Origin of the sequence: Shewanella sp. FDAARGOS_354 (assembly GCF_002209245.2) — a bacterium.
Lineage (GTDB): Bacteria > Pseudomonadota > Gammaproteobacteria > Enterobacterales > Shewanellaceae > Shewanella > Shewanella xiamenensis.
On record NZ_CP022089.2, the window covers coordinates 4081918 to 4094174 of the forward strand.

Annotated in this window: 10 protein-coding genes and 1 pseudogene; 1 reads left to right on the forward strand and 10 read right to left on the reverse strand. The window is 46.1% G+C overall.

Annotated features, from left to right (window positions below):
- Window positions 1–3: 3 nt before the first annotated feature.
- From CEQ32_RS18405 to CEQ32_RS18430, 6 genes and pseudogenes are all read right to left on the reverse strand, one after another.
- Window positions 4–711 carry a transglutaminase-like cysteine peptidase gene (locus CEQ32_RS18405; protein WP_023265411.1) on the reverse strand — a complete coding sequence of 236 codons (708 nt, stop codon included), beginning with the start codon at window positions 709–711 and terminating at the stop codon, window positions 4–6.
- 18 nt (window positions 712–729) lie between these two features.
- Window positions 730–1335: an OmpA family protein gene (locus tag CEQ32_RS18410; RefSeq protein ID WP_023265410.1), complete on the reverse strand. Its 606-nt coding sequence runs from the start codon at window positions 1333–1335 to the stop codon at window positions 730–732.
- Window positions 1332–2699, reverse strand: a complete 1368-nt coding sequence (aggA, locus tag CEQ32_RS18415; protein WP_122040774.1) for a type I protein secretion system protein AggA — start codon at window positions 2697–2699, stop codon at window positions 1332–1334. Before aggA ends, CEQ32_RS18410 begins: the two co-directional genes overlap by 4 nt.
- Before the next feature lie 59 nt (window positions 2700–2758).
- Window positions 2759–3682, reverse strand: coding sequence for an IS5-like element ISSpu11 family transposase (locus CEQ32_RS18420; RefSeq protein ID WP_069455281.1), 924 nt, complete (start codon window positions 3680–3682; stop codon window positions 2759–2761).
- Between the two features lie 159 nt (window positions 3683–3841).
- A complete protein-coding gene (locus CEQ32_RS18425) occupies window positions 3842–5224 on the reverse strand; it encodes an HlyD family type I secretion periplasmic adaptor subunit (RefSeq protein ID WP_088586568.1) in 1383 nt (460 codons plus the stop codon).
- Window positions 5221–5850 (reverse strand): annotated as a pseudogene (locus CEQ32_RS18430) (ATP-binding cassette domain-containing protein); the annotation flags it as partial. The pseudogene CEQ32_RS18430 and the gene CEQ32_RS18425, both read right to left, overlap by 4 nt.
- 127 nt (window positions 5851–5977) lie before the next feature.
- Here CEQ32_RS18430 and CEQ32_RS18435 point away from each other — a divergent pair.
- On the forward strand, window positions 5978–7588 hold the full coding sequence (locus tag CEQ32_RS18435; protein ID WP_011787758.1) for an IS1634-like element ISSpu7 family transposase: 1611 nt from the start codon (window positions 5978–5980) through the stop codon (window positions 7586–7588).
- 419 nt (window positions 7589–8007) lie between these two features.
- On the opposite strand, the gene CEQ32_RS18440 is transcribed toward CEQ32_RS18435, so the two are convergent.
- Genes CEQ32_RS18440 through hemC form a run of 4 tightly spaced genes read right to left on the reverse strand, consistent with a single transcriptional unit; the run spans window position 8008 to window position 12138 of the window.
- A complete protein-coding gene (locus CEQ32_RS18440; protein WP_088586569.1) occupies window positions 8008–9174 on the reverse strand; it encodes a heme biosynthesis HemY N-terminal domain-containing protein in 1167 nt (388 codons plus the stop codon).
- Window positions 9171–10400, reverse strand: coding sequence for a uroporphyrinogen-III C-methyltransferase (locus tag CEQ32_RS18445; protein WP_088586570.1), 1230 nt, complete (start codon window positions 10398–10400; stop codon window positions 9171–9173). The genes CEQ32_RS18440 and CEQ32_RS18445 overlap by 4 nt, the downstream gene beginning before the upstream one ends.
- A gap of 60 nt (window positions 10401–10460) precedes the next feature.
- Window positions 10461–11201, reverse strand: coding sequence for a uroporphyrinogen-III synthase (locus CEQ32_RS18450; protein WP_088586571.1), 741 nt, complete (start codon window positions 11199–11201; stop codon window positions 10461–10463).
- Window positions 11202–11205: 4 nt separating this feature from the next.
- Window positions 11206–12138 carry a hydroxymethylbilane synthase gene (gene hemC, locus CEQ32_RS18455; protein ID WP_037430190.1) on the reverse strand — a complete coding sequence of 311 codons (933 nt, stop codon included), beginning with the start codon at window positions 12136–12138 and terminating at the stop codon, window positions 11206–11208.
- Window positions 12139–12257 lie beyond the last annotated feature (119 nt).

Here is a 12257-nt window from a genome sequence, read left to right on the forward strand (position 1 = left end):
GTGCTACTCCAGTTTTAATTTGGGTTGTCTTAGGCGATCAACCCCTAACCTATGGTTAAGGTCATTCCATTTTTCGAGTCGTGTTGACGAGCCAGCTAAAACGCCTCGTCCCTGTTCTTTATTTAGCCATAACTGTTTACCGTTAAAACTGTAAACGGGTATGAGATCTTTACGTTGTGTTGCGGGTTTGATGACATGGTCGAGATTATCGAGTACTAGAGGGATGGATGAAGGCGTATCATAGTAAGCCAATACCATATGATACTGATTCACGCTTGTGGCTTTAACCATAGTGATCCGCATCTTATCTTCGGGAACACCTAACTGAAGCAGTGTGAAATACTTGGCGATTGAAAAATCTTCACAATCTCCACCATTGACCCCAATGAACTCCATCGGAGTGGCCCAATAGTTTGATTCTCCCCATAATTTTATGTCATCAACAAAACGGAATAAGTTAAAGAAGTTGTTCACTTTCAATAGCTTTTCCTTTTCGTCAACCGTGCTTGCCTCTGCCAATACTTTAAACCAAGCCCGTGCTCGCATCCCTGCACGTTCACCATAGCGTTTTTCTAACGTTGAGGTGATTTTCGCTTCATCAAGTTTTTGGGTTGGAGACGCATATAGAAAGCTAATCCCTAATGCAGATGCAACAAGGCTAGAGCGGCAGGCTCGAATAAATGCACTTGTACCCTTTGGCCTGCCGTTCATAACCTACTCTGTTAGACCTTATTTTGCGTTATCGACGGAATAAATCGTCCATTTCATATCTGTCGCCGTATCGTCTCCCGTCACTTCTGCAACGACTCGACGATTACGAATTTCTGCTTCGGGTGTTCGTTCTAGAACGACTGGCCGACTTGAGCCATATCCTATTGCAGTCAATCGACTTCTGTCGATACCAAAACGTTCGGCCAGTACCGCGGTAACGGCATCTGCCCGCTCTTGTGATAATACCGCATTGCGTTCGTCAGTACCTGTACGACTAGTGTGACCTTCAATAGTCACTTTAGTCGTTGGATATTGACGTAAGAAAATAGCAACTTCTTCGATTTGCGGGTAATACTCTGGTGCTATATATGCTGAGTTATTAGGAAATAATACATTAATTTCCTTACGCTCATTGATTGATTTGATCTGACCACAACCGTAGTTATCTGTGCCCGCTCCTTTGGCTGTATCATTACAGCGCTCACGGGCTTCGATAACGCCATCACCATCCTTATCGGAAAGATCGTATGCTTGAGTTGTTGTCATATCATCAATATTGACAGTATCACGCATGGAACAACCTGCTAAAAGCGCCACGCTAAGGAAAAGGATTGTGGTTTTCATTGGTTAGCTCCTCCTTCGTAGTTACGTTCGCCACGCCATGCTTCTGGACGAGTCACTTTCAGTGAGTCGAGTAAGCGGCCTGTCGCATTTAGTACACGGTATTTCGCAATGATTTCATCATATTCAGCCTGTAAGTAGTCCTTGCGAGCTTCGAATAACTCATTCTCAGTATCCAGTAAGTCGAGCAAGCTGCGTTGGCCGAGATTGAATTGTTGCGCATAGGCGGACTGAGTGTCTTTGGCTGCGATGACATGGTCGCGAATGTATTGCTTTTGAGGCGCTAACATTTCGTAGGCGTTCCATGCAAGGTTTACCCCTTCAATGACTTCCCTTTGTGCACGTTGACGGATTTCTTTCGCTTCACCCAGTTTGTAAGCAGATTCCTTTTCGCGAGCAAGATCTTTACCGCCAGCGAATAGGTTGTATCTGACTCGCACCATAGCGACGATGTCATTGCTATAACCACCTACATTTTGGCTCGCTAATTCACTTACGCCATCTTCGCCACCCACATCATTGTTCCAGCTACCGTTTAGCTCTAACGAAACTTGCGGATAATAGTTGGCTTGGGCGGATGAACGCTCATTTTCAGCAGCACGAATATCGTTTGCTGCAGATTTAAGGATAGGATGATTTTTATCTGCGTCTGCTAAGCTACTGTTTAAATCCTTTGGTAACATATCGGCATCTGGAACGGGTTGAATTAAGTCAACTGGGTCGGCAGACACGACTCGGATAAATTGCGCTTTAGCATCGAGCAAATTATTTCGGGCAGAAATCACATTCGCATTTGCCCTTGCAAGACGTCCTGATATTTGTGATAGATCGGCTGTTGAGCCTAGACCTGAATCAGTACGTTGCTTGATTTGATCATAAATTTCTTTATGGCTGTTAAGATTTTTTTCAGCCAGCTTCAACACTTCATCAGTACGAAGGTAGTTGAGATAGACTTTGCTGACATCCAATGCCATATCTTCAGCCGCAGCAAGTAAGGCCCACTGGTCTGCACTGGCTTCAAAGCTATAACGGTCAACTTCACTGCTGGTATAAAAACCATCAAAAAGCATTTGTTTTAGGCTAATACCAAACTCACCACGGTTGAGTTCCGCGACGCCATTGCTATCAACATCACCGACATTTTTGCGTCGACGCGTTGATACGCTATCCGTCTGCTCGTAGCCATAGCCACCAGTGAGATCGACTGTTGGCATATAACCAGCAATTGCCTGATTTACTTGCTCTTCTCTCGCTTTGAATCGGTTAAACGCCACTCGTAGATCTGGGTTGGTATCGAGCGTGTGCGCAACCGCTTGCTCAAGCGTTTGGCTTTGAGCCGATAGTGGAAGCAAGATAGCTGACAGCAGAACCGGCTTTGTTTCCTAAATCGATTCAGCGAGCAAAGCTCCTCATAATCGTTTGAATATTAAACTACACGGTAAGTTTCAGGCATGCCTAGCCCAGTGAGTTTGTTCAACGCCTTTATCATCGCGTAAGTTTCTCCTACCTGACCGTTATAATTTCGCAGGCTCAATCTGCCACCAAGTAGTTGCTTCACTCTGTACATTGCTGTTTCTGAGATTGACCGCCGATGATAACCATACCGTTTTTTCCACTGTTTATTTGAACCATGAAGCTGTTGCCAACTGACCGCTAAGTTACGCGGATGACCTTGTTCCCAGAGCGCGGCACCTTCCCTCGGTGGAATGAGTACTAAAGCCCGTTTTCTACGAACGGCATCGTGACAGGCTCTTGTGTCGTAAGCACCATCACCTGAGATATTGCGGATTTTGCGATGGGTTTGCTTGAGCAAATTCGGCATAACTTCAGCGTCAGTGACACCGGATAAACTCAGTTCCGCTGCAATAATTTCATGGCTATGGGTATCGACAGCGATATGCAGCTTACGCCACACGCGGCGCTTGCCATCTGTGCCATGTTTCTTCACTTTCCACTCACCTTCGCCATAAACCTTCAAGCCTGTCGAGTCGATAGCCAAGTGCTCAATGGTGCCACGCGTCTTGGTTTTAAAAGCAATCTTGACGGTTTTAGCGCGTTTGCTGATGCAAGTGTAATGTGGGCACGAAAGCGGAATATCAGCCAGTTTAAACACCGAGTTGATAAAGCCTTGTAACGCTCGTAGTGGCATCGAGAAAACACGTTTAACCATCAGCGCGGTGGTAATGGCTAAGTCGCTAAATACGCGTGGTCGACCTTTCCTTGGTTGCTCGGCCTTAGCTTTCCACTGGGCGATAGCGTCCTCATCAATCCAGAAGGTAAGTGAGCCACGATTGATCAGGGCTTGATTGTATTGCTTCCAGTTGATTGTTTTATATTGAGGTTTTGACACGATTGATGGGCGAGTTGATGGGCTATGTCGATCAGATCACCAGCTATGGTTTTAGTTCAACTGATTTAGGAAACAAAGCCAGCAGAACCGCTATTTTTGAACATTGAAATTGTCGTCTTACTAAAGTCTTCATTGCAAACCTCCCGGTTTATAACAGGCTTAACGCTCTCTGAGCGCTGTGTCCTTAGCCCTTAAAATTGGATTTAAAATGTACTCAAGGATGGATCTTTGTCCGGTGATAACGTCAACGCTAGTTAACATCCCCGGTATAATTGGCATCTCTGTGCCATCGTCTTTTATTAAACTCGATTCTTCGGTTCTTACCTTTATAAGGTAGAAGCTATTTCCTTCTTCGTCCTGTGATGTATCGGCACTAATATGCTCTACTGTACCTTTAAGACCACCGTAACGGGTAAAGTCATAGGCAGTCACCTTAACTACTGCAGGTAAGCCGGTATGTAAAAACGCAATATCCTTAGGTAAGATCTTGGTTTCTATAAGTAACTGGTCTTCAGATGGCACGATTTCGACTATATCAACTCCGGGTTGAACCACGCCTCCTAAGGTGTTGATATGCACTGTCTTAATGGTGCCGTTTACAGGGGAGGTAATAATCGCTTTGCTAACCTTATCTTGGGCTCCCACCTGTGCTTCGTTCATTCTGGATAAACGGGTTTGTGTTTCGTTAAGCTGCGCACGAAGATCTGCAGCGTAAACAAATACCGCTTCACGGCGCTTTAATATTGCTTCATCTAATGCAGCTTTCAGTTTCGGTCTAAGCAGTCTCAATGAGTTTAATTCCCCCTGAGCATCGTTCACTGCGCGTTCGAGTTTAAGTAATTCAACTTCGGGCACAATCCCTTTTTTAGCCAGAGGCCTCGTAAGCTCTAACTCCCTAGAAATCAACTGCATATTGGTTGTTAAGGTCGTCGTTTTTGAGGCAAGGTCATCGATTTCTTGTTGCCTTTGTTGTATCTGACGAACCAGAATTTCTAATTGGTTGCTCAGATTATCTAAGCGACCGTTATATTCTTCCTGTTGTCTTTTCACTAGGGCAGGTTCTGCCTCATGAATACTATCGGGAAATACTAAAGCTTTTTTGGTAATTTTAACTTGTTCACGCCAGTCAGAAGTCATATCAGAGATAAGAATGCTATCTAATTCTGCGCGCATACGGATGGCATTGGTTTTTAAGCCAAAGACCTCTTGCTCTTGCTGGGCAAAATCGGAGCGAAAGCGGGTATCATCAATCCGTACCAGTGGCTGACCTTTAGTGACAATATCACCCTCTCTCACAAAGAGTTCTTGCATGATACCGCCGTCAAGACTTTGAATGACTTGAACTTGAGAAGAAGGGATCACTTTACCTGTCCCGGTAGTCACCTTATCCAGTTTGGCAAAACCTGCCCAAAGTAGAAAACACACAACCATGGCAGCTAATGCCCATATGATGAGCCTATGTCCACTTGGGGCATCGGTCATCATGGCACCGTAAACATCATCAACCATGTCTAAATCATTTGCCGTTAGATTTTTACTCATTGTCTGGAGCCTCCATTTACAAGGCCAAAATTGAGTTTTTCTAACACTTCAGCTTTAGGACCATCGGCAACAACATGTCCCCTTTCAAGCACAATAATACGGTCAACTAATTGTAATAAATGCATTTTATGAGTAATTAATAGCAAGGTTCGATCCTTGCTGACATTTTGCATTGAGCGAATAAACTGTTGTTCTGCTCTCGCATCTAAACTCGCTGTAGGCTCATCCATTAACAATACTGGCGGGTCATTAAGAGTCGCCCGTGCGAGGGCAACGGTTTGTCTTTGTCCACGACTAAGAGACATACCGCCTTCGCCAACTTGTTGATCTAGGCCTTCAGCCTCCAAATGGGTGAACTGACTGACACCTGAAAGCTGTACTGCACGGATAAGTTGATGCTCTGTCACTTGGCGAGTACCAAAGAGAATGTTATCTCTTATGGTACCGTGGAAGAGGGTGACGTCCTGCGGTAAGTAACCAAAGTTACGGCGCAGATCGCTAGGATGAATTTGCGCCGAATCGACCCCATCGTAGCGTAGGCTACCGGTTGTGGGTTGGAACAGTCCAACGAGAAGTTTGGCCAAGGTACTTTTACCTGAGCCATTACGACCGATAATTGCAACCGTCATTCCGCAGCTAATTCCAGAATTTAAATAGTGTGATCTGGCGATCAGCTTTTCATAAAAACTACGACACCATCTTGACCGCGATCGACAGTTTTGATCTATTACTGCTATTTGACGGTCTCAAAATATGTCTACCCATCCTGTTATTAAACGCTTAGATCACCTTGGTCTCATTGCCGCCTTTTGTCACGAAATTGGCCTGCCACGGATGATAGATGCCGTTATCCCAAAATATTCTGACCACAATGTTTCTCATGGTGACGCGGTATTGGCCATGCTCCTAAATGGACTTGGCTTTCATAGCAGAACACTGCACATGTTCTCGGACTTTTTTAAGACCAAGCCTGTATCTAAGCTACTCGCCAAAGACATTGAAGCACACCACCTGACTGATGATGTACTAGGCCGCACATTAGATGCTCTATACGAAGCCGATGTCTCAGCGCTCTATCAGGTTATTGCTGAGCGTGTTGTTGATAAACTGGGCTTGACGACCGATTCTGTTCATCTTGATATCACTAGCTTCCACGTTGATGGTGAGTATGCACAAGATGAAAACACCAACGTGATTAAGCTTGTAAGAGGTTATAGTCGGGATCATAGGCCAGAGCTTAACCAAGTCGTGCTTGAACTCATCTGTGAAAACCAAGCAGGTATTCCTGTTTACATGCAAGCACTGAGTGGTAACACCAATGATGCCAAGGCATTCGCTGAAGTCACTAAAAGACACATACATTGCCTAAAAGCCGCGCAAAATAGTCGTTACTTTATCGCTGATGCCGCTTTGTACACCGAAGAAAGCATCTCCTCGCTAGATGAGCAAAATCAAAAATTCATTACCCGTGTCCCCATGACCATCAAGCTCGCAAAACAAGCACTACTTGCGCTAGAGCCAGAGCAATTAAGCACTATCGGTCATGGCTACTCAGGATGTTGGATAGACTCGGATTACGGAAAGGTCAATCAACGTTGGTTGCTCGTTCACAGTGAACAGGCCACCAAGCGGGAAGAAATCACTTTCTTCAAGAACTTAGAGAAAAACATAGCAAAAGAAATCAAAGCGTTGGAAAAGCTAAGTAAAAAACCATTCGCTTGTGAAGTTGACGCAGAATTAGCGTTTAACGATTTCAAGAAACAATGTGACTTACTTGGGTTTGAACAAGGCACTCTCATCAAACAGCCGACTTACTCTCATTCGGGCCGCCCAAAGACAGATGAAGCACCGACAGGATACCAATACTTTATCGAAGCCGCCCCCTTCACCGACCTAGAAAAAGTAAAACTGGCTAAGCTCAAAGTAGGCATGTTTATCCTCGCGACGAATGACACCGACAATGAAGCACTCACCATGGCGGCTCTTCTAGCACATTACAAATCGCAACAAAAAGTCGAGCGCGGCTTCCGTTTTCTAAAAAGCCCTGAGTTTTTAACCTCTTCCATCTTCTTGAAAAAGCCTGAGCGCATTGAAGCGTTGCTAATGATAATGACGTTGAGCTTGCTTGTTTACGCTAGTTTAGAACACAAAATCAGAGAACAACTCGCACAAACCGAAGCGTTCTTCCCAAGTATGGTAAAGAACAAGACGACCTCCAGACCGACGGCACGTTGGGTCTTCTTGCAATTCGAAGGCATAGATACGCTAGAGATTAACGGCCAAAGGTTCATCACTGGACTTCAAGATCACCAAACACAACTACTCAAATTACTCGGTAGATTCTATGAGGTAGTTTATTCCTAAATTAGCTGCGGAATGTCGGTTGTAATGATCGATCCCATAATTAGCTCCCAACAGCCAAAGTGTGTTAATCCGAAGATGCACAAATTCAACAAATACGCTGAATTGTGATACAAGTGGCTAAATTTTAGCTTGGTCGCGTGTGTAAGTCAATTTTTTGACGCGCCGGAATGGCTTGCTATAACTGGATTTTAAGGGGTGGAGTGCGAAAAAATGGCACTTAAAAGTGACAGAACTAGATGTAGTATCTTAAAACGCAAAAGAAACTGCATTTAGTGTCTCTTAACTATCAAAATAAACATATTAATAACAAACTATTCTTAAGATCGGGTTTAATATTTTATAAATGATGTGCGGCAAGTATGTTCAAGGTTGAATGAGGAGGGACCGCAATCCGCCTAATGGATTGCGGTTGATAGAAATTATAGGTTTACTGCCTGACGATAGCTTTGGTTAGCATGACCTTGTTCGCCAAGTTGCTCTTGAATACGTGCTAACGCCAGCCAAGAGTCTTTACTCGGAGCAAGACGACAAACATTCTGCCAGCGGATTTTGGCTTCTTTCATATCCCGGGTTTGTTGGTAGAGTAGCGCTAAACACCGTTGGTAATCAGCATTGTTCTCATGGGTGATTTCATGCTTGAGCAATTGTTTGCGGATCTCTTCGTCATGGGCGGTGACGAGCTGTGGGATAACTTCTAACAGTGCAGACTCTGGCGAGCTACGTAGCTTTTTCGAGAGTAATTTAAGCGCTTGGTCTTTACGATTGAAGCGGCACAAGCCCATGGCATAAATCGCTAAAAACTCAGACTGGTTACGTTCATCGCGTGAAAGCCATTGCCAGCATTGTTCTAGAGCTTCTTCCCCTTTTAGACTCGCCGCTTTTAATAGGGCGCAATGGGTTTCAACATTCAGCGTATTTAACTTTGCATCCTCTAAGATCTGACGTTTCTTCAGTATTGGGAGCAATAGCTTAAGCGCTTCCCAATCTTCCTGGGCGCGATATAACTCGAGGGCGAGTTTCAGCACAGGGGCTTTACTCTTGCTAGTTGGGGCTAACTTATCGAGCTCGGCTCTGGCTAAGGCTAATTCACCTTGTTTGAGTAAATAACGGGTACGAGTGGTAGCTACCGCATTGGCCGTCATAGGCTGGGCTTCAGCGCGGGCAAGATATTGATCTCGTTCGGCAATTTTATTTTGATGTTGAGCAGCACGTGCAGCGGCTAACAAATTTAATGCTGGCAGTTCACCGTTGTCGGCCCCTTTAATCATGGCGCGCTCTGCCGCAGGCCAATCTTCTTCGGCAATGGCAAGTGCGCCGATGAGGGTGTGTTTTTTGGCGGAGCGGCGACGCCAATGCTGCGGGATAAAACGGCTACGTAGCAGCAGATTAATCACAGTGATCACTAACCATTCCAGCACTTGGAATAGGGCATAAAACACGATTAACATGACGATGCCAAAAACTAAACTGGTCTCAAGCTGGTAATCACCCGCGGCAATATACACATAGCCAGTATTGCCAACAATCCAGGGACTGATACACAGGCCTAAAAGTATAATACCAAGAAATATTAATGCCTTAATCATAGCTGCGGTTCCTCTGCAGAGGTGAGTTCACCATAGCTGGTTAATTGTAATAACAGCGGTTTAGCGGCAAAGGATTTCAGCGTAATAGGGTCAAGATCGAGTGTTGCCAACTTGTCGATTTCGGCAATGGCCTCGCTAGTTTGATGCGCTTGAACATCAAAATAGGTTTGGATCCACTGGCGCGCCATCATCAGTGATTGATGATAAGCGGCTCTATCATAGCGATAGAGTGCCAGTTGTGATTGCAGCAGTTTATGGCGGATATTCTCAACCAAATACCATTGTTGCTCTGGAGCAAGTAGGGCTGGCGCATCGGCGGTGCGATGACGAATAGTAATAAAATCTTGAGTCAACGCCTTCCAGGTTTTACTCAGATTACTTTGCCAATCGTTAAGATCGCCGGAAATGGTCGTATCTTCAGCCGTGCTTGCTTCAGCATCGGCACGATTTAGCGGCAATTTGTCAAGTTGGTCGATTAAGGCATCGAGTGCTAATACACCACCTTCAATATCCACACTCTTAATATTGGTGGTCGCCGCAATATCCTTTGCCAATGCCTTACGGATTGGCAGTAATGCGGGGTTGTTCATCGCGGCAATAGTTTCATCCGCGGATTTTAATAAATCGGTTGCCGTGCGTGGATCTTTTTCGAGCCAAAGCTTACGTCCAGCCATGTTTACTAGATATTCGGCTTCTGAGGCCATCCAGTGGGTTGGGCTACGCTGGGCCAGTTTCTCTAGTCTGTCCTGTAACTGGTTTTGATCTGTGGCAAGCTTAGATAACTCTTGGAAGGTTTTTGCATCTGCGAGTTGTTGTTGCTCAAGTTGTGCAAGACGCTGATTTGGGACGAGTAAAGCCTGCTGCAACTGATCTTGCAGGGCTAGATTTTTCGTCTCTTGCAGTTGAAGTTGTTGCTGCATTTGTTGATACAGCAAATAGCCACCACCTATGGTGCAAACGGTCAAGCCTAAGGCCAGTAGTACACCAAAACGAATAGCCCATGAGCTACGATTCACTTGCACCACTTGGCGAGCAGCTTGGGTCGATTCGGGTTTGCTGGCTTGCGACTTAGTGCCGGTAGGTTTGACTTCTTGTTCTTCAGGCTTGCTCGCCTGTGACTCAGAAGCTTGGTTGTGTGGTGCAGCGTCATCGGTATTGACCGATGTGGCGAGAACTGGGATAGCCTGTGACTCTGGGCTTTGGGCGTCGTGCTTGTTGTTATCCATTTAACAGTCCTTAAAATCATGCTACTGCCGAAATTCGAGTAAAATCGGGCTAAATAGCACTTAGAGTTTAAGGGCGTTTAGCACGGCTTTGCTGTTGGCGGCATTGGCATTGGTGACTTGGGTTATACCAAAGGCATGAGCTTGAGCTTCTACTCGGTTACTGGGGACTATGATATGACATGAGCGCAGCCATGCAAATAACTCTTTTGGCACTAGATTAATCAGATTATCTAGTACTTCACCACTCGTCACGACAATAGTATCTATCCCTAAGTCTCGCCAGTGTTGGCTAACCGCGGCGCCATCGAGTGGTGGGCAAGCGCGTTGATAGACTTCCCAATAGCGCAGCTTCGCGCCTCTGGCACTCAGTTGCTCAGCGAGGGCTTCACGACCACCGACACCACGAATGATAGTGATATGTTTGCCTTGGATATGTTGCAGTGCAGGCAATGTCAGCAAGCCTTCTGTTTGCTGACAATCATCCGGTGCTTCCAGAGCTTCAATTCCCTTCTCTTGCAGCGCTTCCCAAGTCGCATGACCTACGGCGAAATAAGGTACGCTTGGCCAGTCTTTAACTTGGGCAGTATCGACTTTAAACGCAGCATCAGCAAAGCTGACGGCATTGGCGCTGATACAGATAACCATATCGACATTAGCGAGTGGATGCGAAGAGTCTGGCGGCAGAGGGGGCGTGGCCTCAACGCAGAGCAGTGGCGTCACGCAGTGGTCGATGCCTCTTTCATTCAAGGCATCGACCATCGACTGATTGCGCCCCTCGGGGCGCGTCAGTAAGACTTTCATCGTCTTAGGCTTTGGCGTAAACAGCGTCGAGGATGCTTTTGGCGCCTTTGCTTAGTAGTTCTTCAGCAAGGGCAACACCGAGTTGCGTCGCTTCGGTCTTTGGACCTGTGATCACGCCTTCGATGATTTCGCTACCATCTGGATTACCAACGAGGCCGCGCAGTGTCATCTCATCACCATCTATTTCGGCAAAGGCGCCAATAGGAACTTGGCAACCACCTTCGAGGCGAGTATTCATGGCGCGCTCGGCGATGACTCGGTAGCGCGTTTCTAAGTGTTCTAATGGTGCCAATAATGCTTTAACGCGCTCATCATTGGTACGACATTCGATACCGACAGCACCTTGACCGTTTGCGGGTAAGGATTCTTCGGCAGAAATAAAGCTGGCAATACGCTCAGATAATTTCAGGCGAATTAAACCCGCTGCAGCCAGGATAATCGCATCGTATTCGCCGTTATCGAGTTTCGCGAGGCGAGTACCGACGTTGCCACGCAGATCTTTGATAATCAGGTCTGGGCGTGAGGCGCGCAGTTGGCACTGACGGCGTAGGCTTGAGGTGCCTACCGTGGCACCGAGTGGCAGCTCACTGATTGACTTATAAAGGTTAGACACAAAGGCATCGCGTGGATCTTCGCGTTCACAAATCACTTCCAGCCCTAAGCCTTCGGGGAAATCTACTGGCACGTCTTTCATGGAGTGTACGGCGATATCGGCTTGGTCTTCGAGCATGGCGACTTCGAGTTCTTTGACGAACAAGCCTTTACCACCAACTTTCGCTAATGGCGTGTCTAAGATAACATCGCCCTTAGTGCTCATTGGCAATAGCTCCACCACAATACCTGGGTGAACGCGTTCTAATTCTGCTTTAACAAATTCAGCTTGCCACATGGCTAGCGGACTCTTGCGGGTAGCGATACGTATGCGGTTTTCAGACATGCCTAGTTTCCATCCGAGATCTTAGTTGCGCCAATGCTAACATTGGCTATTCGCGAATGTAAGGAAGCCGTATCGATTCTTTGAAGTCGGCGGTGTTCTAAATCGTATAAAAGTGTGAT